Raw genomic sequence first — 21,145 nt, forward strand, 5'->3', positions numbered from 1 at the left:
TTTTATCACTCCACCGCGACCCAGTGATCCGCCGCCACCGCTGAAAACCGCTGCACCGGCGCGACAAAATCCTTTGTCTTGATCGGGTCAGGCCGGTCCAGCTCTTTGAGCAGGCTCTTGAAATCCCGGCGCCGGCCCACTTCGGGCACCGGCACTGCGGCGAGCAGGCGGCGGGTATAGGGATGCTGCGGGTTGTGCAAGACCTGATCACGGGCGCCGATTTCGACGATGCGCCCGCCATACATCACCGCCACGCGATGGCAGATGCGCTCGACCACGGCCATGTCGTGGGAGATGAACAGGTAGCTCAGCCCATGCTCGGCGCGCAGCCGTTCCAGCAGCTCCAGCACTTGAGCCTGAACCGAGACGTCCAGCGCCGACACCGATTCATCCGCGATGATGACTTTGGGGTTCAGCGCCAGCGCCCGGGCGATGCAGATCCGCTGGCGTTGCCCGCCGGAAAACTGATGGGGATAGCGCTCCAGCGTGTCCCGTGGCAGATCGACCTGCTGCAGCAATTGCGCCACACGCTCGCGCCGCCGGGCTTCGGGCATCTTGTCGTGAATCAGCAAGGGCTCGCCCACCAGATCGAACACGGTCTTGCGCGGATTGAGCGCCGCGTACGGGTCCTGAAACACCATCTGCACGTCGCGGCGCACCCGCTGCAACGCGTCACCCTGCAAACCGTTGAGTTCCTGCCCCAGCAATTTGACGCTGCCCTGGTAGCTGAGCATGTTCATCAAGGCTTTGCCGGTGGTGGATTTTCCGCACCCGCTTTCGCCCACCAGCCCCAGGGTTTCGCCCTGACGCAGCTCGAAACTCACGCCCTCGACCGCATGTACCGTGCGCGGGGTTTCGAACCAGCCGTGGCGCAAAGGGAAGCGCACGCTGAGGTCCTTGACGGCGAGCACCACCGGTTGTTCCGTCATCACATCAGGTGGCGGCGCGCTGCCCAGTACCGGCACCGCGGCCAGCAATTTGCGCGTGTAGGGCGCTTGCGCGTCGGTGAAGACCTGATGCAACGAGCCGCGCTCTTCCATGCGGCCCTGATTCATCACCACCACTTCATCGGCCATTTCCGCGACCACGCCCATGTCGTGGGTGATCAGCAACAGGCTGGTCGCGAACTGCTGCTGCAACTCGCGCATCAGCTCAAGGATCTGCGCCTGAATGGTCACATCCAGCGCGGTGGTCGGCTCGTCGGCGATGAGGATTTCCGGCTGGCAGAGCATCGCCATGGCGATCATCACCCGCTGGCGCATGCCGCCGGACAGCTCATGGGGGTACTGGGTCAGGCGCTTGTCCACCTGGGGCATGCGCACGGCATCAAGCATGGCGCGGCAGCGCTGGTGAATCTCGCTGCGACTCAGCGCCTCATGCCGGCGCAGGGTTTCCGCCAGTTGCTGGCCGACGGTCAGCAGCGGGTTCAGCGACGTCATCGGCTCCTGAAAAATCATGCCGATGCGCTTGCCGCGCAGGCCTTGCAGCTCCCGTTCCGGCAGGCTCAGCAGGTCGCGGTTGTCGAACAGGATCGCGCCACCGGGAACACTGGCCGCCTTGGGCAACAGGCCCATGATCGCCAGGGACGAAAGGGATTTGCCGCTGCCGGATTCGCCGGCGATACACAGTGTGCGCCGCGGATACAGCGCGAAACTCAGCTCATCGACCACCCGACGCCGTGACGCGCCGCCACCGACGTCGATGCTCAGCCGCTCCACCGACAGACTCGGCTGCTCGTCCGGTTTCACTGGAACACCACTTTCGGAAAGTAGAACGACACCACCCAGTTCGGCAGGTCGACGATTTCGCTGATGCGCAGATCACCGCACACCGAGCACAGCATGTACGCCTGTTCCGCCGGCATGCGGTGCTCGCGGCACAGCCAGTCGATGGTGTTGGCCACGGCCTGGCGGGCGGCCTCCATCAGGTCCGGACCGATGCCGGTGAAGGCTTCGTAGCCGGCACTGTCCAGGTGCCCGGTGACCGGACCGGGTGTGCTGAAACGCGGCGTGGCCAGGGGCGTTTGCTTGATCAGGTCAAGCTTGACCACCACGTCCATGGCGCTCTCGATCGCGGTGCCGCAGACCTCGCCATCGCCTTGGGCCGCGTGGGTGTCACCGATGGAAAACAGCGCGCCGGCGACTTCCACCGGCAGGTACAAGACGCTGCCCGCCGCCAGGTCGCGGATGTCCAGATTGCCGCCGACCCGACGGGGCGGCACGATGGAATGCAGCCCGGCTTCAGCGGGCGCCACGCCCACAGTGCCGGCGAACGGCTTGAGCGGCACCTTGGCGAAATCACCGAAGGCGGCAGGGGCGAGGGTCTGCGTGTCGTAGTGCCACAGCGCTAACGCTGGCGCCTGAAACTGATCGGCGAGCAGGCCGAAGCCGGGAATGTTGGCGGTCCAGCCGAAGCCGCCGGGCTTGAAACTGTCCAGGGTGATTTTCAGGATGTCGCCGGGTTCGGCACCCTCGACGTAGATCGGCCCGGTGACCGGATTGATCTGATCGAATGGCATCACGCTGACGTCGGCCACTTGCGATTGCGCAGTGAAATAGCCGTTGGACGAATCCCGGCAGTTCATCTGCAAGGTGGTGCCGGGCGCCACGCGCTCGACCGGGGTAAAGCTGTGGTCCCAGCCGAAGTGGCTGTTGATGCTGTGAATGGTCTTGACCAGGCAGTTCTGGCACATGGGTGCGGTCCTCGTTGCAAACAGGCAAGGGGGGAGGGAAGCCGTGGCCTGTGACCCGGCGCTTGCCGGGAACAGACCAGCGCAACATCACTTCACCCAGATGTAGTCATAGTTGACCGGCACGTGGACCGGATCGACGTACAGCGCGTCGTCGCCGCCCATGCGCTTGGAGCGCACGGTGAAGCGTTGCTCGTTGAAGATCGGCACCCAAGGCGCATCGGCCATGGCATCGGTGAAGATCTTCTTCCAGGCCTCGGTGCGTTCGGCCTGTTGTTCCGGGCGTGCCATGGCGTCGGCTTTGGCGGCGCGTTCATCCAGCGCCTTGTTGCAGTACAACGACCAGTTCCAGCCGCCTTCAACCGCGCCGGTGCAACCGAGAATCGGGCCGTAGAAGTTCGACGGATCCGGGAAGTCGGCGATCCAGGCCATGCCGCCGGACCACACCATCGGCGCCTGATCCTTTGAGCTGCCGGCGGCAATCACGTTGGCCTGGGCCAGCGATTTGATCTGCACGCGGATGCCGACCTTGGCCAGGTCCTGCTGGATCGACTGGGCAATACGCGGCTGCGGGTCGGTGTTCATCACGTACAGCTCGGTGTCGAAACCCTTGGCGAGACCTGCGTCGGCGAGCAGCTTTTTCGCGCCTTCGACGTCGTAGGGCAAGCCCTTGTACTGCGTGTCATAACCGGGCATCGCCGGCGGCAGCGGCTGGTTCGCCGGGACCGCTCGCCCGTTGATGATGCGCACGATGCGTTCCTTGCTGATGGCCATATTGATGGCCTGGCGCACCTTGAGGTTATCGAACGGCGGCAGTGTCGTTTTCAGCGTCACGTAGCCGGTCTGCAGCTGATTGCCGGTGACCAGCAACTGCTTGGACGCCGGGTCGTTCTTGAACTGCAGGAACTGCGCGGGCGGCACGCCGTCGCCGGCAATGTCCACCTCGCCCTTGTTCAGGCGCAGCAGCGCAACGGTGGGGTCCTGGCCGATCTCGAAAGTGATCTTGTCGACGTAGGGCAGGCCCTTCTGGAAGTAATTCGGGTTCTTCACCAGTTCCAGCTTCTGCCCCAGCTTCCACTCGGCCAGGCTGAAGGCGCCGCTGCCCACCGGGTGCTTGCCAAAGTCGGCGCCCCATTGCTCCACCGCTTCCTTGGGCACCACCGAGGCAAAGTTGATCGCCATGATGTGCAGGAAGGTCGCGTTTGGCGCGCTCAGCGTGATGGTCAGGTGTTGATCGTCGACCACCTTGACGCCGCTGAGGGTCGTGCTTTTGCCGCCGGTCACGTCTTCGTAGCCGACGATGGAGCTGAAGAAGCCGGCGCCCGGGCTCTGGGTTTTCGGGTTGACGGTGCGCTCAAGGGAATACTTGACGTCATTGGCGACCAGTTCACGGCCGTTCTGGAATTTCACGCCCTTGACCAGGGTGAAGCTGTACACCAGCCCGTCCGGGGAAATGCTGTAGTCCTCGGCCAGGCTTTTCACAAGCTCCGTGGTGCCGGGCTTGTAGTCCATCAGACGGCCGAACAGGCTTTTGATCATCGACCAGTTCTGCCAGTCGTAGCCGATGGCCGGGTCCAGGGTCGCGACATCGTTCTGGTAGGTCACCACCACATCGCCGCCGCTTTTCGGCGTGTCGGCCCACAGTGGCGTGGTAAACAGCGTGGCCGCCACGGCCAGGGTCAGCGCGTTGATCTTCATTGTTGTGCCCCGTTGTGTTGATGGATTCAGTGCTGCTTGATGTCGATGCGCGGGTCCACCAGCGGGATCACCAGATCCGCCAGCAGGTTGCCCAGCACGATGGCCACCGCCGACAGCGTGGTGACGCCGACGATGACCGGAATGTCGACTTGCTGGATCGACTGCCAGGCGAGCTGACCGATGCCCGGCCAGCCGAACACCGACTCGACCACCACCAGCCCGCCCATGAACACGCCGATGTCGATGCCGATCATCGGGATCACCGGCACGATCGCGTTGGGCAGCACGTGCACCAACACGATCCGCGCACGACTCAGGCCCTTGGCCCGTGCCGTGCGGATGAAATCCTGATGCAGCACTTCGATCATCGAAGAGCGAACCATGCGCGAATACCAGCCGCTGCCGAGCAGGCCGAGGGTCAGCGCCGGCAACATCAAATGCCTCGCGCCGCCATAGCCCCCCAGCGGGAACCAGCCCAGTTGCACGGCGAAGAAGTACAGAAACAGCATGGCGGCGATGAATTGCGGCGCCGACACCCCAACGAAGGAGAACGCCATGAGCAGTTTGTCGGCGAAGCTGTCGCGTTTGAGCGCCGCGAGCATGCCCAGGCTGATGCCGATCAACAGCTCGAAGCCGATGCCCGCCGCCATGAGTTCCAGCGAAGGCCGAAGTCGCGCGCCGATCAACTCGCTGACGGCGGTGCGCTGGATGTAGGAGCGGCCAAGGTCGCCATGGAGCAGGTTGCCCAGGTAACTCAGGTATTGCTGATAGAAGGGCAGGTCCAGCCCCAGCTGCGCACGAATCGCCGCGACCACTTCAGGGGTGGCGCTGCGCCCGGCGATTTGCCGCGCCGGATCGGCGGGCAGCAGGAACAGCAACAGGTAGGTGATGAAGGTCACGCCCAGCAGAATCAGCAGCGCGTAACCGACCCGTCGGCAAATGAACGGCATCATCAGCGACGCCCCTTGAGTGTGGGGTCGAGTTCGTCGCGCAGGGCGTCGCCGACCAGGTTGAACGCCAGGGACAGGAGGATAATGGCCGCGCCCGGAATGAACACCAGCCAGGGCGCCGAGGTGAAGTACGTCTGGCTCTCGAAAATGATGTTGCCCCAGCTTGGCGTCGGCGGTTGTACGCCCACACCCAAGTACGACAAGGTGGCTTCCAGCAACACCGTGGTGGAAATCCCCAGCGTCGCCCACACCAGAATGGTCGGCAGCAGATGGGGCAACAGGTGCGAGAACAGAATGCGCAGGGAACTGGCGCCGAGGGTGCGCTCCACAGCGACGAAATCCCGCGCACTGAGCGCCACGGTTTCGGCGTAGATCACCCGGGCGATCTGCACCCAGTTGACCATCGCGATGACCATGGCCACGATCCACACGCTGGGCTGAAAAATCGCCGACAGGGCAATCGCCAGCAGCAGGGCGGGGAAGGCCATCATCAGGTCGGTCAGGCGCATCAACACGCTGCCCAGCCAGCCGCGCACAAACCCTGCGGTCAGGCCCACCAGGGTACCGATCAGCACCGCCAGCCCGTTGGCCAGCACGCCGATGAACAGCGAGGTGCGCGCGCCGAAGATCAGCCGCGACAGCAGGTCACGGCCGAGCAAATCGGTGCCCATCCAGTACGGCGTCGCTGGCGCCATGGGCGCGCCTTCCATCGTCAGCCCCTCGACGAATTGCTCATCGGGATCGAAGGGGCTTATCCACGGGGCCAGCGCCGCGAGCAGCACCACGGTGACGATAAACAGCAGCGAAATCGCAACGGCCGGTCGACGCAACAGGGCCTTGAGGGTGTTCATGCGCGGTCCTCGTCCCGCGCCGCGAGCAGGTCGACACACAGCGCTTCGATCGGCCGGTTGAGCTGCATCGACAGGCTGCGCAAGCGCTCGTACGCCGTCGCCTCGTTGATACGCTGGCTCACCATCAAGCGCGCCAGGGCCTGGGCGATGAGCGGACGCAGCGCCAAGCGCTGTTGCAGCTCATTGAGTTGTTCGGCATCGGCGCGCTGCCGGTCGCGCAATCCCACCGCCATCATCAGCGTGGTGTAGACCGAGCCCTGGCTGATGGGTTTGTTGAGCAGTGCCGTCGCGCCAAGCTGCAGTGCGCGCTGAATCTGCGACAGGGTTTCGTGGGCGGTCAGCGCGACGATGGGAATGCTGGCCGCATTCAGCGCCTGAACGGCGAGGGGGCTGGCGAAATGTTCGATCTCAAGGATCGCCGCGAAACAGCCCCGGGTGTCACAGGGCGCGTCGTGATCGAGCACCTGCGAGTGAATCCCCAGGCGTTGCAGGCTCTTGCCCAGGTTGGCCTGACTGCGTTCATCGCAGTCGATCAGCAGCAAGTGACCCTGGTCGAAAGCTGGAAAGGCGCGTGTGTTCATTTGACGATCCTCAAGCGCGGCGCCGGGGTGGCGTGTCGGTCCACCCCATCGGCGTGTACATCCGTAACAGTGAGATAGGGGTCGGCGGCGATCGGGTGGGGCGCCGATTGCACGACTTCGAAGCGTCCCCCGCGCAGTTCGGCAATATGACTGGCCAGCGCGCTGTGATGATTGCGCGCCGACAGGCTGACGGTGCCGAGCACGCTGGCGACCGGGTGGCCGTAAAGGTGCTCGCAAATCGCTTTTGGCGAGGCATCGTCGCTGGCGTGCAAGGCATCGGCGAATACCCTCAACGCCGTGTAGGCGCTGGTGTAATAGTGCGAACAGGTGCGCGGGCCATGACGCTGCTGGCCCTCGCAAAACGCCGGGTTCAGGGTCTCGAAAAACGGCCCGCAGGACAGCAGCCGCAGCGCCTGCATCGGGCCCACCCCATCCAGCTCCGCTTCGGTGAGGTTGCAGCTGAGCACCGGCAGGCGCAGGCCTTGGCGCTCGCAGGCCCGATCCAGTTGTTGCAAAAAGGCATAGGAAGACTCGCCCACCAGGTTGTTCAGCACGAACGCCGGCGGGTCCTGAATCAGCCCTTCGATCAGCGTGTCGAAGCCGGTCGCGCCCAGGTGCCAGTACTTTTCGCCGAGCACTTCAGCGCCGTTGGCTTCCAGCACTTCCCGGGCGATGCGGTTGCTTTCCCAGCCCCACACGTAGTTGGAACCGAGCAAAAAGGCCCGATTACCGAACTCGCGCAGAGCGTAGCGCAGCAGTGGCAACAGCGTCTGGTTCGGGCATCCGCCAAGGTACAAGACGTTCTCGCTGCTTTCGTAACCTTCGTACGGGCTCGAATACCAGAGCAGCGCGCCGTGCTGGTCCAGGTCCGGGATGATTTCCTTGCGGCTCGCCGACAGCGTGGTGCCGAAGATGTGCCGGACGCCCGCACCCAGCAACTGCGCGACGCCGCTGCTGTAGCCGGCCGGATCGCCCTGGGGGTCGATGCAGATTGCCTCCAGTTGCACGCGGCGCCGGGCGTCGGCGTTGATTTCAGCCAGCGCGTCCTGCAACCCGAGCAAGGCACTGCGGCCCATGCGGCGATAAGTGCCTTCGGTCGAGAGCAGGAAGCCAACGTGAACAATGGGACGAGAGTCGTGCATGAACAGCATCCATAAAAAAAGCCCGATCAACCCGGTGGGGGTCGATCAGGCTTCGATACCTGGCGCATTCGAGGCGCGTATGTGGACGAGACTTAAGGACCGGAGTCCGGCTTGCCGTTTGTTTTAAGCATGAAATAAGCGTGCCAAGTGAAAGCCGCCCCGCTGTGATGGCTTTTACCGGCATTGGCCTTCTGCGGTTGCTCCGGGGTGGAGCATTAGTGTGTGATCAGGCCTCAAAGCGGAGCAGGACAAGTGGGTTGTGCAGTGTGACACCTGACGCTTTCCCGGCTAAAGCCAGTCCTACATCCGAGTACACACTCAATGTCACTGATTGCACGCGATGCGTTGGTGGGACCGGCTTTAGCCGGGAAGGGGCCAATTTGAACGCCATTAGCCTTGCGGTATGGCACCTGATGCTTTCCCGGCTGAAGCCGGTCCTACATCCGAATGGGCGCCTGTGCTCAGGCGTTCAATCGCGCTTTCATGAAATCAATGAACGCGCGCAGTTTCCGTGGCACGTGGGTACGGCTCGGGTAATACAGATAGAACGGCGAGACTTCGGGCCAGAAAGGCTTGAGCAGCGCTATCAGTTGTCCGCTGTCGATCTCGTCTTTCACCTGGGCTTCGAATGCGCCACCGATGCCCGCGCCCGCGCGAATGGCCTGCATCAAGGTGTCGCCATCATTGGTGATCAGCACGCTGGGCGGAAGAATCTCCATGGCAACGCCTTCGTGGATGTACTCCCATCGGTACACACCGCTGGCCAGGCGAATGTTGAGGCAGCGATGCAGATGCAGGTCTTGCGGGGTGCTCGGGTGTTCGCGGCCCCGCAAGTAGCCGGGCGTTGCAACGGTGGCGATGCGGTGAGCGCCGCCCATGGGAATCGCGACGACATCCTGGGCCAGGTAGTCGCCAACCCGGATACCGGCATCAAAGCCGCCGGCCACCAGATCCAGCAATGCGTTGTCGCAGTGGACCTCCAGAGTGATGTCCGGATAGGCGTCCATGAACGCCGCCAGGTGCGGCATCAGCACGATGTCCGCAGTGGTACGAGACAGGTTGAGGCGTAACACGCCGGTGGGCTTGTCCCGCAATTCATTGACGTCCTCGACGGCGGAGGCCAGGGCGGCCAGACCCGGCTGCGCGTATCCCAGAAAACGTTGCCCCAGTTCAGTCAGGCCCACTTTTCGGGTGGAGCGGTCGAGCAGCCGCACGCCGAGCCTGCCTTCCAGCGTCCGCAGGGTTTGCGACAGGGCAGAGGGCGACATACCCATGACCGCCGCCGCTTTGGTGAAGCTCCCGTGCTGGGCGATCTGCACAAAAGCCGCAATGCCGGGCAGCAGGTCGGGCCGAATAACGCCGTTTTGAAGCAACGCTTCATACTGCATGCCGATTGCACCTCTGAATAAACGGGATCGCCGAGCCTACCATGCGCCCTCACATTCATTCACAGGGGCGGCAAACATGGGTCAGTTAGCAGGCAAGGTGGCGATCGTCACAGGGTCTTCAAAAGGCATCGGCGCAGGCATCGCCGAGCGACTCGCGGCAGAGGGCGCAAAGGTCATCGTCAACTATTCACGAAGCGTCGAAGACGCAGAGCGTGTCGTTGCCCGCATTGTGGCGGGCGGTGGCGAAGCGATTGCGCACAAGGCGGACCTTTCACGGCCGTCCGAGATCGGTCCTTTGATCGACACAGCGGTTCGGGTGTTTGGCCGGCTGGATATTCTGGTGAATAACGCCGGCATCTATAAACCCGATTCCCTGGACGAGTTGAGCGCTGAAAGCTTCGATGAGCATTTCAACCTCAACGTACGCGGTCTGTTGCTCACCACACAGGCCGCCGCTCGGGTCATGCAGGCGGGCTCGGTCATTATCAATATCAGCTCGGGTCTGGCCCACAGCCCTTTTCCCCAAGTGCATGTTTATTGCGCCACCAAAGGCGCGGTCAATACGCTGACCCGCTCCCTGGGCATGGAACTGGGTCCTCGGGGCATTCGAGTGGTCGGCATCGCGCCAGGCTTTGTGCATACCGAAGGCAACGCTGAATCCGCCCAGGGCATGGACGAGTTCTTTATCGCCAAAACTCCGTTGGGACGCGTCGGCAAGCCGAGGGACATCGCTGCGGCGGTCGCGTATGCCGTGTCAGAAGACGCCGCCTGGGTGACGGGTACGACGCTCGATGTCGCAGGCGGTATGGTTTTCTGAGGTTGCGTCACGCCACGTCAGCGTCGAAGGCCAATGACGTAGCTCTCTAGACAGTCATGCAGCACAAAACCAAGTACCAGCAGACTTATCACCGCAACAATATCCAGGACGCGACTGCCTCCTGCCTGGGGCGTGCGTGCGCGCAATCTGAAATACCAGGGGCTGAAGCACACCCATCCATAGCCGAGCAGAAGCAGCGCGCCCGCGAAGCTCACGGGCCCCTGAATCTGCACACTATGGCCCGCGGCGGCTGCTCGCAAGGGTTCAACCACCAGGTAGTAGAGGCACGCGAGTGCGGGCACCACCAGCGCCAGTCCGATGGGCCAGGCCGGAAAACCTTTGGGTTCGATCGGCCCCGACTCGTCGGAATCCTTTCCCTCAAGCAGATCCACGATACGCGGCCACCCGGCAACGCTCGCCAGCGCCAACGAAGTCTGGCCGTTGCAGTTGGGTGTGAGTGGATCTGCACCGTGGCGCAGCAGCGCACGAACCACCGTGTAATTGCCCGCCAGCACTTCGCGGTGCAGGAGCAGCCATCCGCCGGCGTCCAGTTCCCGGATCACTTCCGGGCGCTGGCCCAACCCTTCTTCGACCTTGTCGCGCATGTTAAGCGCCATCGGATGCTCGGTGCGTTCCAGTGCGGCCAGCGTCTTTCGGTCCTGCGGGAGATCCAGATTTCGGGACAGCAGCTGCGGCGGCCGGCCTTCTTCAGCGGGCACCACTTCAACGCTGCCGGCGTTTCCGAAATTCAGGCCCCAGGCTCGGTCATGGGCTTCGCGGTCGTCTGCAGACATTCCGCTGCGCAGCGCATCGACGGTAAAGCCTCCGTAGACATGCCCATCGCGAACGTACATCCAGTCGTTGAGGGCTGCGAGCGGCAGCGTTACCGGGTCTGACGCCTTCAGTGAGGTGAACCAGCGAGGTTCGTTCATCAGCACGCCGCTGATGGACTCCCCGTCGAACTCGATGTCGGTGACCCACATGTTTTCGACGCTGGGGATGTCGGGGTCATCGGCGTCCAGCACGAAGGACATTTTGACCGCCGCCATGTCCAGACTTTTGACGATTCGGCGTGCCTCCCATGACAGCTCACGCCAGAAGAACTTGAAGGTAGCCTGTGCGCTGGCAACCGTCGCCTTGAGTTCGTCACTCTCGCCTTTCACGCTGTAGATGATCTGTCCGGTCATAAGTGGATCGTTCCCTCTGTCGATTTGAATAATGTTCTACCATGAGCCTTCATTCATGGTGTGGGCAGCTTCCTTCATGCCCCTCGAGGACCAATGAGATGAGAGACCTGCCACCCACCGCCACCTTGCGCGCCTTTGAAGTCGCCACGCGCCACGGGACGTTTACTTCCGCTTCCGAGGAGCTGCACGTTACCCAAAGTGCGGTGAGTCACCAATTAAAACATCTTGAAGACATCTGGGGCGTGCAGCTGTTTCAGCGCGGCAAGACGTTGAGCCTGACGCCGGCCGGGGCGGCCCTGGCGCCGATCGTGCGCACGTTTTTCATGAACCTGGAGGCGACGCTCGCGGACCTTCGGGAAGAGAACGGCCGGGTCAGGCTCAAGGTCAGTACGACCTATTCCTACGCGCTGAAATGGCTGCTGCCGCGCTTGCCCAATCTGTCGCAACTGCACCCGGAAATCCTCGTCACACTGGACAGCACAGACACGGCCATCAACTTTGCCAGCGGCGAGGCCGACGTGGCGATCCGTCTGGGCGGCGGCAACTACCCGGCGCTGCACTCGGAATTCATGTTCAGGGAACACATTTTCCCCGTGGCGAGCCCTGACTTGCTCAAGCGCTTCGGCATGCCCCGGGAGCCGGCCGAGTTGCTGCGCTATCCGCTGCTGGCCCGGGACGGTTCGGATCTGGTGCCGAAATGGGAGGTGTGGTTCCAGAACATCGGCCTGGGCGTCACCTCGCTGAAGGAAAGCGTGCGTTTCCCCGACACCAACATGACCGTGGAAGCGGCCTTGCTGGGGCAGGGCATCGCCCTCGTTCGCAGTGGACACGTGGAAAAAGAGCTGCGCGACGGCACTTTGATCAGGTTGTTCGACGTGCCGTTTCCTTCGCCGGTGGCCTATTACTTCGTCTGCCCGAAGGGGGTCGAAACCCAGCCCCACGTGGTGAGCTTTCGCGACTGGCTGATAGGGGAGTCGACCGCAGCCGGCCTCAGTTATAACTGAAGCATGAGGAATTGCTCATCATCCAATGAGAAGACTTCGCTTTCGTTTCGTGTGGCAGCCTGACTAAGATCGGCCCCATGCCTACTCACATCATCCTGTTAATCCTCTTCGCCGCGTTGTTGCACGCCAGCTGGAATGCCTTGCTGCGCGGCGGTGGCGACAAGCTCTGGTCGATGACCGTCATGTGCGTGGCGGTGGCCATCGTGAGCCTGGCCGGAGCACTGTTCATGGACGCCCCGGCCCCCGCCAGTTGGCCTTGTGCGGTTCTCTCGGCGCTGCTGCATGTCGGTTACAACCTGTTTCTGGTGCGCACCTACCGCAGCGGTGACCTCGGGCAAACCTATCCGATCTCCCGGGGTTCATCGCCGGTGCTGATTACGCTGTGTGCGTCGCTATTTGCGGGGCAGGTGGTCGAGACCGGCGCGATGATCGGCATTGCACTGGTGTCGGCGGGCATCATTTCTCTGGCGTTCAAGGGCCGCAAACTGAACGTTCCCAGCCTTCCTTATGCGCTGGGCACCGGGTGTTTCATTGCGGCCTATAGCGTGACGGACGGCATCGGCGGGCGTCTGTCCGGCGCGCCAATGGCTTACACCGCCTGGATGTGCGCCCTGTGGGGTGTACTGATGCCGGTCACTTACATCTGTCTGCGAGACGCACGCAGTCTGTTCACGGTGCGGCCCGGTTTGGTCGCCTCGTTGGGCGGAGGGGTGGTGTCGCTGCTGGCTTACGGCATCGTCATCTATGCGATGACCCTCGCGCCCATGGGCGCGGTGTCGGCCCTGCGTGAAACAAGTGTGCTGTTTGCCGCATTGCTCGGGTATCTGTTTTTGGGCGAGTCGCTGACCGTGCGCAAGATCCTCGCGTGCGTGGTCATTGCGGCCGGGACGATCATCATTGGCTAAGTCGCGCGTGCTCACCTGCGCAGCTTCGGCTTCACCGCTTTGAGCCGCGCAATGGCCAGGTTGTGCAGGTATTGGCGTACGGCGTCGTGGTGCTCGACGCTCACGTGATAGCTGTCCAGCAGCCCCAACAAATACCCCTCGGCCATGGCGTGGTAACGCGACACGCTTTCCCGAGTGTCACTGGTGTTGAGCCTGGCAATCAGCTCGTCGATCCGGGCGCGGTGCTCATGTGAGAACCAGCCCTGCTGAGGCGCAGCGCCGGCGTCGTCGGTCAGGGGCGTGTGCAGATTCATCGGGCCTCCAGGCAGGCACATCGGTCGCGGGCTGAAAGGACGCGGGACGGTGCTGCCGCTGATCCCGCGAACATGGGGTTGGACAGCGTACGGGCGGCAAAATCCACTGGCGCGATGAGCACATGCGTCAAGCAATGGCATTGGCTGCAGCTGCGAGCACACCTGCGTGAGTACCCTGAGGTTTTTGGAGCGTGTTCGAGTTGGGCTGACAGCACCGTAATGTGTCGTCTGGATAGACGCGTTCGCCAGCAAGCCGGCTCCTACAGTCGAGCCCCCCACTTGGGTTAAAGCCGGCTCCACTGACTGGATTCATTCCTCTGTAGGAGCCGGCTTGCTGGCGAATCAGGTGTGTCACCCACGATGCGTCGTCTGGATAGACGCGTTCGCCAGCAAGCCGGCTCCTGCAATCGGAACCCGCCATTTGAGTCAAAGGCGGTCCTGCTGGCTGACTGCGATGCGTTAAATGGGACCGGCTTCAGCCGGGAAGGGGCCGGTGTGATCGCCATCGATGCCGGGATTTCCGTGGGTGCCTCGGACCAACACTCAGACCAACGGAGGTGCTGCGGTTTTGATTGTCCTGTATGCGGGACGATCTATCGCATTTCCACCCTCTAATCATGCATTACCCCACAAGGTAGGATGACGCCACTTGATCGCCAAGCGGCGATTCTCACCTTGGGAAGCACTTCATGAAACTCTTGCACATCGATTCCAGCATCCTCGGCGATCACTCCGCTTCGCGTCAGTTGAGCCGCAGTGTGGTTCAGTCTTTCACCGCTATCACCCCGGACACGCAGGTGGTGTACCGCGATCTGGCGAACGAGCCACTCAATCATTTCTCCGGCGCCACGCTGGCCGCTGCCGGTACGCCGGTGGAAGGCCGCGACGCGGCGCAGACGCTGGAAGTGGAGACCAACGAAGCGACGTTGGAAGAATTTCTGTCGTCTGACGTGTTGGTGATCGGTGCGCCGATGTACAACTTCAGCATCCCGAGCCAGCTGAAAGCGTGGATCGACCGCATCTGTGTGGCCGGCCGTACCTTCCGCTACACCGAAGCGGGCCCGGAAGGTCTGTGCAAAGGCAAGAAAGTGATCATCGTTTCGACCACGGGCGGTCTGCATCAGGGCTTGCCGAGCGGTGTTGGCCATGACGACCTGCTCAAGGTGGTCTTCGGCTTTATCGGCGTCACGGATCTGCACTTCGTGGTGGCCGAAGGCCTGGCTTATGGCGACGAGCCGCGTGCCGCTGCCATGGCCGCCGCGCAGAAGCACATCAGCGAAACGCTGTTCGCCTGAGTCCGACCCCGCGAAGGGCTCGAACCGGCTCGACGCGACAACACAAGCACCATCCGAAAGCCCTGTCATCCCCGGCCCGAACGCCGATGTGTGACGGGGCTTTCGTCGGTTTGCGGTCGCGCGTTCAGCCGGGCGACAGCCTTTATGACTTCTTTGCGCGTAACCTGCTTCAAGCACCGTAGAATGCCGGCCAATTCGGTTTGTTCTGCGTCAAGCGGCGGCCGATGTCTTCAATTCATCGAGCTTGGCCCGCCTTGTGCAACATTGATCCTCAAACGTTTCGGAATGTTATCGAACCCCAAGGGTCAGATAGCGACAGACGCCGTTTTTGCGGGGCTTCAGCCCTTGAGCGTCTGAATCGGCAGGCATGGATTGATAAGGTGAGGGGCATTGCAATGATGCGTCTTTGTGCAGTGATGATGATCAGCCTGCTGGGCAGCCTGATTTCGGTGCAGGCCAGCGAGCTGCAAAGCTTTAGCGTGGGCTTTCACGAGCTGACGTTCCTTGATCCGCTGGATTCCCGGCCCATGCACGCCTACGCCTTTTACCCCTCCACCGACGATGAACACATCACCCGCGTTCAGGGTTATCCCATTGAAGCTTCCGAAGACGCCACCATTGCCATGGGCCGTTTCCCGCTGCTGATGCTGTCCCACGGCAACACCGGCACGCCGCTGGCGCAACACGACCTGGCGACGTCACTGGCGCGCAAGGGTTTTGTCGTTGTGGCGGTGTTTCATCCAGGCGACAACTACATGGACCACAGCCGCCTGGGCAGCCTGAGCAATCTCTACGGTCGCCCGCTGCAAATATCAGAAGCCATCAGTGCCGCATTGATCGACCCAATGCTGTCGCCGTACATCAGCGCGCGCCGGGTCGGGGTGATCGGCTATTCGGCGGGGGGTGAAACGGCGTTGATTCTCGCCGGCGCCCAGCCTGATCTGCAGCGTCTGCGCCATTACTGCACCGAGCGCCCCCAGGACCGTGATGCCTGTAAAACCCAAGGCGAACTGGTAGCAGACCGGGATGACCTGCACGCCCAGGCTGACCCCCGTGTGGGCGCATTGATGCTGATGGCGCCGCTGGGGTTGATGTTCGGCCGGCAGACGCTGGCTGATGTGCACGTGCCGGTGTTGTTGTACAGCGGCGACGGCGACGAACTGCTCGCCATCGACAAGAACGCCGAAGCGCTGGCGCGCAAGCTGCCCGACGTTTCGGATTTCAAACTGTTCGCCGGGGCAGGGCACTTTGTGTTCATGGCGCCTTGTGATGATGAGCAACGTGCCACCCAGCCTGGGCTGTGCACCGATGCCATCGGCGTCAATCGCGAAAGCATTCACCGCGACCTGAGCACGGAAGCCGTGCGCTTTTTTGGCACCGCGCTGGGCACGCCGACCAGCACCGCCGGCATGCAGACCGCGGCCCATCGTGAGCTTGAGCCCGTCAACAGCCTGGATCAGTAAGGCTTGCCGAGAACATCAGCGCAGCTGCGCTGCCTATTGGGCGTCCGCTGGGGGTGACGGTGAGGATGCCGGTTTGCCACGAATCACTTTGCCGCGCCGCTCGGCAATCTCCCGCGCCTGACCGTCTCGCTGCCCGCCGGTGCGCGCTTCGCTGATCAATGCCGGAATCAATGGCCCTTCTGGCAGATTTTTCCAGAACCTTGCCGGCAGATGGCCCTGCATGACTTTCGGGTTCAGCCGCGCCGGATTGAAAATGTGGCTGTAGTAGGTCAGCCACAAATTGCCGTGGGGATCATCGGCGTTGCGCGCCAGCGACTGCCATGCCTCCGGGCACACAGGCTGATAGATCAGCTGCACCCCGTCATAAAACACGCCGTCCTTGGGCGTCGCGATCATCCAGCGATGACGACCCATGCGCCCGATGAAATGCTCGCTGGCGGTGAGCAAAATGTCGTGGGCGGGCTCGTGCCAAGCGACGTACTCCGGCAGGCAGGTCATCTCCATCAAAGCCGCCTTGGCCGCGACGTCTTCGGCATTGTCGATCACCGGCAGCGCCACGAAACGCAAAAACGCGTGCAGGTGATGGGCTTCGCGGCTGACCTGTTTAAGGCGCCTGTGCAGTTCGCTGCCCAGTTTGTCGCCGGCCAGCATGGCCGTGCGATCACCGTGGCTGACCCGCCACAGCACCTCGTACAACAGAGTCCAGCGCTGATCACCGCAGAATTGCGCCGCGTTTTGCAGCAGCTCCAGCAACTCCAGGGGAATGCGCGCGCGAAAAGGCCCGGGTTCGTCCGGGTAATCGGTGTCGCTGGCGAACAGGTCAGCGTCCTGCTGCACGCTCCAGCTCACTTGATCCGGGTTGATCTGGTGGCTCAGCAGCCAGCGCGCCTGTTGCCGCCAGGTGTCGAATGAGTTGGCGCAATCGAGAATGATCATCCCCACAGCGCCATCTGTTGCGGCTGCGGTTTGTCCCGCAGTTGCTCGCGCAGGTCGATGCTCGAGCTTTCGGCCTGACGGGGATGGTAGTCGCTGGTAATGATGAACGGCTTGGCCTTGGCCAGCACGCAGCGCAGCCGGGTCAGGTCTTCATAACGGATGCGGCGCTGGCGGCGCAGTTCGACCAGACGCTTGGTGGTGCGGATGCCGATGCCGGGGATCCGCGCGATCATCGCCGGCTCCGCGCGGTTGAGGTCCAGCGGGAAGATGTCGCGATGCTCCAGCGCCCAGGCCAGTTTCGGGTCGATGTCCAGGGCCAGATGCCCCGGGCCTTGCAGCAACTCATTGGCGCTGTAGCCATAGCTGCGCAGGAGGAAGTCGGCCTGATACAAGCGGTGTTCGCGCATCAACGGCGGCGCAGCGTGGGGCACGCTTTTCGGGCTGTTGGGTATCGGGCTGAACGCTGAGTAGTAGACACGCTTGAGGCGGAAATCGCCGTACAGGGATTCGGCGGTGTGCAGGATGGTGCTGTCATCGGTTTCGTCAGCGCCCACAATCATCTGCGTGCTTTGCCCGGCCGGCGTGAATTTCGGCGCCCGCGGCTCGTTGAGCACGGTTTGTTGACCGGTGTAGATGGTCTGCATGGCCTGCTTGATCGAGCCCATTTCCTTTTCCGGCGCCAGGGTTTGCAGCCCCAGCTGGGTCGGCAGCTCGATGTTGACGCTGAGACGGTCTGCGTAGCGGCCGGCTTCTTCGATCAGCGCAGGGTCGGCTTCGGGGATTGTCTTGAGGTGGATGTAGCCACGGAATTCGTGGTCTTCACGCAGCAGTTTGGCCACGCGAATCAGCTGCTCCATGGTGTAGTCCGCCGAGCGGATGATCCCGGAGCTGAGAAACAGGCCGCTGACACAGTTACGGCGGTAGAAGTCCATGGTCAGGGTGACCACTTCTTCCGGGCTGAAACGTGCCCGCGGCACGTCGCTGGAACGGCGGTTCACGCAGTACTGGCAGTCGTACAGGCAGAAGTTGGTGAGGAGGATTTTCAGCAGCGAGACACAGCGCCCGTCGGGGGTGTAGCTGTGACAGATGCCCATGCCATTGCTTGATCCGAGGCCGGATTTGCCTTCGGAACTGCGCTTGGGTGCGGCGCTGCTGGCGCAGGAGGCGTCGTACTTGGCGGCGTCGGCGAGGATGCTCAGCTTGTCAATCAGCTGCATGGATTTTCCCGATACTGTTTTTATGTACAGTATCGAGTTAGTCGGGGATGAACAAGGGCCGATCGGATGGATGGCCGGGCCATCAACGGATGCGCTGTACCAAATCCTTCAATTCGCCAAAATCTTTGACGCGATGAAAGTTGTCGTTGTCCATGAACGCCGAAAAATCCGTGTCGCCGTAACCCGCTACTTGCGCGCCGGCACCGAGGCCTGCTTCAACGCCGGGAATGCTGTCTTCCACCAGCAGGCACTGAGTGGGCGGCAGGCCCAATAATTCTGCGGCGTGCTCGATCAGGACCGGGGACGGCTTCCACGATTGCACTTCATAGGCGCTGACGATCAGACCGTGGAACACGTCCAGCAGGCCGACCGTGCTCAGGCAGGTTTCAATCTTGCTGCGCGGGCCGTTGGAGGCCACGCATTTGGGCAGCGAGAGGTTACGCACGAACTCGACAGCGCCGGGCATTTCTTCCAGCCGTTCCCGGAGCAGCGGCAGGGTGCGTGCACGGAATTCGCTTTCGATGTCGTCGCTTGGCAGCCATGGATAATCGCGGCACAAGCCTTCCAGGCACAGCGCAAACTGCACGCCCCGAAAGCGTTGCAGCACTTCGTCGACGCTCAATAAAACCTGGTGTTTGTTGAGGATGTCGCGCAGCAGGCCGGCGGCCAGCCGTTCGCTGTCAACCAGGGTTCCGTCGCAGTCAAAAATGACGCCGGCAATATTCAAACGGGGTTCTCCTTCTTTCTCGATCATGTTGCTTGATCGGAATGCATGTGCAGATGTCTGGAATCCGGGTAGGGGCCGTTCGACCGGCATTATCCAGAAAAGTTGGCATCGATGTTCGGGCGCTGACTTACGGTAAGGCCATCTCGGTCCATGCTCCGGCCGTGCTGGCGTTTGAACGTCATTGCGAGCAGGCCGACGGCTTCATCGTCAGGCCTGCACGTGAAGCGCCGGTTACAGCTCGACCGGCGTGACCAGCGTGCCTTTCTCGAAATGACCACTGACGTTGGCGAACACCAGGTCGGCCATGGCCTGGCGCGTTTCGTAAGTCCCCGAGCCGATGTGCGGGGTGAGCACCACGTTGTCCAGCTTCAACAGTTCGGCCGGCACATTGGGCTCGTCCTGGAACACGTCGAGGCCGGCGCCGGCGATTTCCGAGGCCAGCAGCGAGGCCACCAGCGCCTTCTCGTCGACAACGGTGCCGCGGGCGACGTTGATCAGAAATGACTTGGGACCGAGTGCCCGGAGCACTTCGGCGTCGATCAGGTGCTGGGTGTCCGGGCCGCCGGGGACAATGACGATCAGGTAATCCGAATCCTGGGCCAGTTCCCGAAGGTCACCGTAGTGCCGGTAGGACACATCGTCGTAAGCGCGGCCGCGGCGGAAGTAGGCGATGTTCATCTCGAACGCGGCGGCGCGTTTGGCGATGGTCTTGCCGATCTTGCCCAGGCCGACAATGCCGCAGGTCTTGCCGCACAGGTCATTGCCGAGGGGGAATTTGCCGTCGGGCCATTGGCCGGCCCGCACGAAGCGCTCGGCCTGGCTGATGCGGCGGGACACGCAGAGCATCAGCGCCATGGCGGTTTCGGCGACGGCGTTGTTGAGCACGTCGGGGGTGTTGCTCAGTTTGATGCCGCGGCGCGCCAGGTACTGAGTGTCGACCGCGTCATAGCCGACGCCGAAACTGTTGACCACTTCCAGGTTCGGCAGGCGATCGAGAATGGCGTTGTCGGTGCCAAACACGCCGCTGGTGACGACGCCGCGTACTTTGGTCCCGTGTTGGCTGGCCCAGGCGTCGATGTCGTTGATGTCGGCAAGTTTGTGCACGCTGTAATCGCGCTCGAGATTTTGCATCAGCGATGCATGCATCGGTCCCCAGACCAGAATGTCGGCTTTCTTCTCGCTCATTGGTTTCTCCTTCATAGGGCCAGATAGGTGTCGGTACTCAGCACCTCGGCATAGGCAAAGCCTAACGCTGACATGAATGCGGCGTGGACATGGGCCGCCGGCACCACGCTGCCTTCGAATTCCAGGTCGCGGCTGGCGCAGGCGTCATGAATCACTTTGACGGTGTAGCCAAGGTCCGCCGCCGCGCGGGTGGTAGCGTCGATGCACATGTGGCTCATGGAGCCGATGATCACCAGGTGCTCGATGCTTTTGTCTTCAAGCAGCGCCTGCAGCCCGGTTTCACGAAACGAGTTGGGAAAATGCTTGAGCACCACTGGCTCGTGCTCAAGGTTGAGGACTTTGGGGTGCAGCCTGGCGCCATCGGAGCCGGGGGTGAAGAAAGGCGCATCGGCGCCGGACTCATGGCGGATGAAGACGACCGGATCCCCGGCGTCGCGTGCAGCCTGAATCACCCTGGCGGCATTGTCAGCGGCAGCGTCGGCCCCTGCCAGTGGCCATTTACCGCCGGGAAAGTAGTCATTCTGGATATCGACTACGATGAGCGCTGTGCTGGACATTCGGGCTTCCTTGTTGAATGGGTGGGGTGGGTCAGAGTAATGCCTGCCCGAGCGTAGGGCCACTCCCGCTAAACAGGTTGAACGCGATGCTTTATGTGGGACCCGCTTCAGCCGGGAAGGGGCCAGTGCGTACGACCTCAATTTTGCAGTGTAATGATTGACGCCTTCCCGGCTGAAGCCGGTCCCACAAGTGAGTCCGGCGCCGGCCTTGCTGGATGCACGCGATGCTTTTTAGTGGGACCGGCTTCAGCCGGGAAGAG

Annotated in this window: 20 protein-coding genes; 5 read left to right on the top strand and 15 right to left on the bottom strand. The window is 62.4% G+C overall.

The window, feature by feature from the left end; translation table 11 throughout:
- Window positions 1–5: 5 nt before the first annotated feature.
- The 8 genes from ACQKEN_RS22690 to ACQKEN_RS22725 form a co-directional block, all read right to left on the bottom strand.
- Window positions 6–1,748, bottom strand: coding sequence for an ABC transporter ATP-binding protein (locus ACQKEN_RS22690; protein WP_427688947.1), 1,743 nt, complete (start codon window positions 1,746–1,748; stop codon window positions 6–8).
- Window positions 1,745–2,692: an acetamidase/formamidase family protein gene (locus tag ACQKEN_RS22695; protein WP_427688949.1), complete on the bottom strand. Its 948-nt coding sequence runs from the start codon at window positions 2,690–2,692 to the stop codon at window positions 1,745–1,747. Before ACQKEN_RS22695 ends, ACQKEN_RS22690 begins: the two co-directional genes overlap by 4 nt.
- A gap of 87 nt (window positions 2,693–2,779) precedes the next feature.
- Complete coding sequence (locus ACQKEN_RS22700) at window positions 2,780–4,387, bottom strand: ABC transporter substrate-binding protein (RefSeq protein WP_074883610.1); 1,608 nt, start codon at window positions 4,385–4,387, stop codon at window positions 2,780–2,782.
- Between the two features lie 26 nt (window positions 4,388–4,413).
- On the bottom strand, window positions 4,414–5,340 hold the full coding sequence (locus ACQKEN_RS22705) for an ABC transporter permease (RefSeq protein ID WP_427688951.1): 927 nt from the start codon (window positions 5,338–5,340) through the stop codon (window positions 4,414–4,416).
- On the bottom strand, window positions 5,340–6,188 hold the full coding sequence (locus ACQKEN_RS22710) for an ABC transporter permease (RefSeq protein WP_074883604.1): 849 nt from the start codon (window positions 6,186–6,188) through the stop codon (window positions 5,340–5,342). The genes ACQKEN_RS22705 and ACQKEN_RS22710 overlap by 1 nt, the downstream gene beginning before the upstream one ends.
- Window positions 6,185–6,769, bottom strand: coding sequence for an ANTAR domain-containing response regulator (locus ACQKEN_RS22715; protein ID WP_427688955.1), 585 nt, complete (start codon window positions 6,767–6,769; stop codon window positions 6,185–6,187). The genes ACQKEN_RS22710 and ACQKEN_RS22715 overlap by 4 nt, the downstream gene beginning before the upstream one ends.
- Window positions 6,766–7,911 (bottom strand): transporter substrate-binding protein, encoded by a 1,146-nt coding sequence (locus tag ACQKEN_RS22720; protein WP_427688957.1) that lies wholly within the window; start codon window positions 7,909–7,911, stop codon window positions 6,766–6,768. The genes ACQKEN_RS22715 and ACQKEN_RS22720 overlap by 4 nt, the downstream gene beginning before the upstream one ends.
- Window positions 7,912–8,372: 461 nt before the next feature.
- On the bottom strand, window positions 8,373–9,299 hold the full coding sequence (locus ACQKEN_RS22725; protein WP_427688959.1) for a LysR family transcriptional regulator: 927 nt from the start codon (window positions 9,297–9,299) through the stop codon (window positions 8,373–8,375).
- Window positions 9,300–9,375: 76 nt separating this feature from the next.
- Here ACQKEN_RS22725 and ACQKEN_RS22730 point away from each other — a divergent pair, with 76 nt between their 5' ends.
- On the top strand, window positions 9,376–10,116 hold the full coding sequence (locus ACQKEN_RS22730; RefSeq protein WP_427688961.1) for an SDR family NAD(P)-dependent oxidoreductase: 741 nt from the start codon (window positions 9,376–9,378) through the stop codon (window positions 10,114–10,116).
- Between the two features lie 17 nt (window positions 10,117–10,133).
- Here the strand turns inward: ACQKEN_RS22730 and ACQKEN_RS22735 are convergent, their stop codons facing one another.
- Window positions 10,134–11,303, bottom strand: a complete 1,170-nt coding sequence (locus ACQKEN_RS22735) for a DUF2314 domain-containing protein (RefSeq protein WP_427688963.1) — start codon at window positions 11,301–11,303, stop codon at window positions 10,134–10,136.
- 98 nt (window positions 11,304–11,401) lie between these two features.
- Here ACQKEN_RS22735 and ACQKEN_RS22740 point away from each other — a divergent pair, with 98 nt between their 5' ends.
- Both ACQKEN_RS22740 and ACQKEN_RS22745 read left to right on the top strand, forming a co-directional pair.
- Window positions 11,402–12,307 carry a LysR substrate-binding domain-containing protein gene (locus ACQKEN_RS22740; RefSeq protein ID WP_427688965.1) on the top strand — a complete coding sequence of 302 codons (906 nt, stop codon included), beginning with the start codon at window positions 11,402–11,404 and terminating at the stop codon, window positions 12,305–12,307.
- 77 nt (window positions 12,308–12,384) lie between these two features.
- Window positions 12,385–13,212 carry an EamA family transporter gene (locus ACQKEN_RS22745; protein WP_427688967.1) on the top strand — a complete coding sequence of 276 codons (828 nt, stop codon included), beginning with the start codon at window positions 12,385–12,387 and terminating at the stop codon, window positions 13,210–13,212.
- An 11-nt stretch (window positions 13,213–13,223) separates the two neighbouring features.
- Here ACQKEN_RS22745 and ACQKEN_RS22750 read toward each other — a convergent pair whose 3' ends face one another.
- Window positions 13,224–13,505 carry a hypothetical protein gene (locus ACQKEN_RS22750; protein ID WP_427688969.1) on the bottom strand — a complete coding sequence of 94 codons (282 nt, stop codon included), beginning with the start codon at window positions 13,503–13,505 and terminating at the stop codon, window positions 13,224–13,226.
- Between the two features lie 689 nt (window positions 13,506–14,194).
- Here ACQKEN_RS22750 and ACQKEN_RS22755 point away from each other — a divergent pair.
- Together ACQKEN_RS22755 and ACQKEN_RS22760 are read left to right on the top strand one after the other, a co-directional pair.
- A complete protein-coding gene (locus ACQKEN_RS22755) occupies window positions 14,195–14,800 on the top strand; it encodes an FMN-dependent NADH-azoreductase (RefSeq protein ID WP_427688971.1) in 606 nt (201 codons plus the stop codon).
- Window positions 14,801–15,195: 395 nt separating this feature from the next.
- On the top strand, window positions 15,196–16,263 hold the full coding sequence (locus ACQKEN_RS22760) for an alpha/beta hydrolase family protein (protein WP_427688973.1): 1,068 nt from the start codon (window positions 15,196–15,198) through the stop codon (window positions 16,261–16,263).
- 33 nt (window positions 16,264–16,296) lie between these two features.
- Here ACQKEN_RS22760 and ACQKEN_RS22765 read toward each other — a convergent pair whose 3' ends face one another.
- From ACQKEN_RS22765 to ACQKEN_RS22785, 5 genes are all read right to left on the bottom strand, one after another.
- Entirely contained in the window at window positions 16,297–17,199 is a 903-nt protein-coding gene (locus ACQKEN_RS22765; protein WP_427688975.1) for a TIGR03915 family putative DNA repair protein, read from the bottom strand.
- The gene (locus ACQKEN_RS22770; protein ID WP_427688977.1) at window positions 17,196–18,416 is read right to left on the bottom strand and encodes a putative DNA modification/repair radical SAM protein; all 1,221 of its coding nucleotides are present in this window, start codon (window positions 18,414–18,416) and stop codon (window positions 17,196–17,198) included. The genes ACQKEN_RS22765 and ACQKEN_RS22770 overlap by 4 nt, the downstream gene beginning before the upstream one ends.
- Before the next feature lie 82 nt (window positions 18,417–18,498).
- Window positions 18,499–19,143 (bottom strand): HAD family hydrolase, encoded by a 645-nt coding sequence (locus ACQKEN_RS22775; protein WP_427688979.1) that lies wholly within the window; start codon window positions 19,141–19,143, stop codon window positions 18,499–18,501.
- A 231-nt stretch (window positions 19,144–19,374) separates the two neighbouring features.
- Window positions 19,375–20,328 carry a 2-hydroxyacid dehydrogenase gene (locus tag ACQKEN_RS22780; RefSeq protein WP_427688981.1) on the bottom strand — a complete coding sequence of 318 codons (954 nt, stop codon included), beginning with the start codon at window positions 20,326–20,328 and terminating at the stop codon, window positions 19,375–19,377.
- An 11-nt stretch (window positions 20,329–20,339) separates the two neighbouring features.
- Window positions 20,340–20,885, bottom strand: a complete 546-nt coding sequence (locus tag ACQKEN_RS22785) for a cysteine hydrolase family protein (RefSeq protein WP_427688983.1) — start codon at window positions 20,883–20,885, stop codon at window positions 20,340–20,342.
- Window positions 20,886–21,145 lie beyond the last annotated feature (260 nt).

Origin of the sequence: Pseudomonas sp. NPDC078416, from assembly GCF_050268485.1 — a bacterium.
In the GTDB taxonomy this organism is placed as follows: Bacteria; Pseudomonadota; Gammaproteobacteria; order Pseudomonadales; family Pseudomonadaceae; genus Aquipseudomonas.

What these genes read in the sequence shown, in the direction of transcription:
- ACQKEN_RS22695 (WP_427688949.1), bottom strand. Translation starts at nt 2,692, where the DNA reads ATGTGCCAGAACTGCCTGGTCAAGACCATTCACAGCATCAACAGCCAC.
- ACQKEN_RS22700 (WP_074883610.1), bottom strand. Translation starts at nt 4,387, where the DNA reads ATGAAGATCAACGCGCTGACCCTGGCCGTGGCGGCCACGCTGTTTACC.
- ACQKEN_RS22705 (WP_427688951.1), bottom strand. Translation starts at nt 5,340, where the DNA reads ATGATGCCGTTCATTTGCCGACGGGTCGGTTACGCGCTGCTGATTCTG.
- ACQKEN_RS22710 (WP_074883604.1), bottom strand. Translation starts at nt 6,188, where the DNA reads ATGAACACCCTCAAGGCCCTGTTGCGTCGACCGGCCGTTGCGATTTCG.
- ACQKEN_RS22715 (WP_427688955.1), bottom strand. Translation starts at nt 6,769, where the DNA reads ATGAACACACGCGCCTTTCCAGCTTTCGACCAGGGTCACTTGCTGCTG.
- ACQKEN_RS22720 (WP_427688957.1), bottom strand. Translation starts at nt 7,911, where the DNA reads ATGCACGACTCTCGTCCCATTGTTCACGTTGGCTTCCTGCTCTCGACC.
- ACQKEN_RS22725 (WP_427688959.1), bottom strand. Translation starts at nt 9,299, where the DNA reads ATGCAGTATGAAGCGTTGCTTCAAAACGGCGTTATTCGGCCCGACCTG.
- ACQKEN_RS22730 (WP_427688961.1), top strand. Translation starts at nt 9,376, where the DNA reads ATGGGTCAGTTAGCAGGCAAGGTGGCGATCGTCACAGGGTCTTCAAAA.
- ACQKEN_RS22735 (WP_427688963.1), bottom strand. Translation starts at nt 11,303, where the DNA reads ATGACCGGACAGATCATCTACAGCGTGAAAGGCGAGAGTGACGAACTC.
- ACQKEN_RS22740 (WP_427688965.1), top strand. Translation starts at nt 11,402, where the DNA reads ATGAGAGACCTGCCACCCACCGCCACCTTGCGCGCCTTTGAAGTCGCC.
- ACQKEN_RS22745 (WP_427688967.1), top strand. Translation starts at nt 12,385, where the DNA reads ATGCCTACTCACATCATCCTGTTAATCCTCTTCGCCGCGTTGTTGCAC.
- ACQKEN_RS22750 (WP_427688969.1), bottom strand. Translation starts at nt 13,505, where the DNA reads ATGAATCTGCACACGCCCCTGACCGACGACGCCGGCGCTGCGCCTCAG.
- ACQKEN_RS22755 (WP_427688971.1), top strand. Translation starts at nt 14,195, where the DNA reads ATGAAACTCTTGCACATCGATTCCAGCATCCTCGGCGATCACTCCGCT.
- ACQKEN_RS22760 (WP_427688973.1), top strand. Translation starts at nt 15,196, where the DNA reads ATGATGCGTCTTTGTGCAGTGATGATGATCAGCCTGCTGGGCAGCCTG.
- ACQKEN_RS22765 (WP_427688975.1), bottom strand. Translation starts at nt 17,199, where the DNA reads ATGATCATTCTCGATTGCGCCAACTCATTCGACACCTGGCGGCAACAG.
- ACQKEN_RS22770 (WP_427688977.1), bottom strand. Translation starts at nt 18,416, where the DNA reads ATGCAGCTGATTGACAAGCTGAGCATCCTCGCCGACGCCGCCAAGTAC.
- ACQKEN_RS22780 (WP_427688981.1), bottom strand. Translation starts at nt 20,328, where the DNA reads ATGAGCGAGAAGAAAGCCGACATTCTGGTCTGGGGACCGATGCATGCA.
- ACQKEN_RS22785 (WP_427688983.1), bottom strand. Translation starts at nt 20,885, where the DNA reads ATGTCCAGCACAGCGCTCATCGTAGTCGATATCCAGAATGACTACTTT.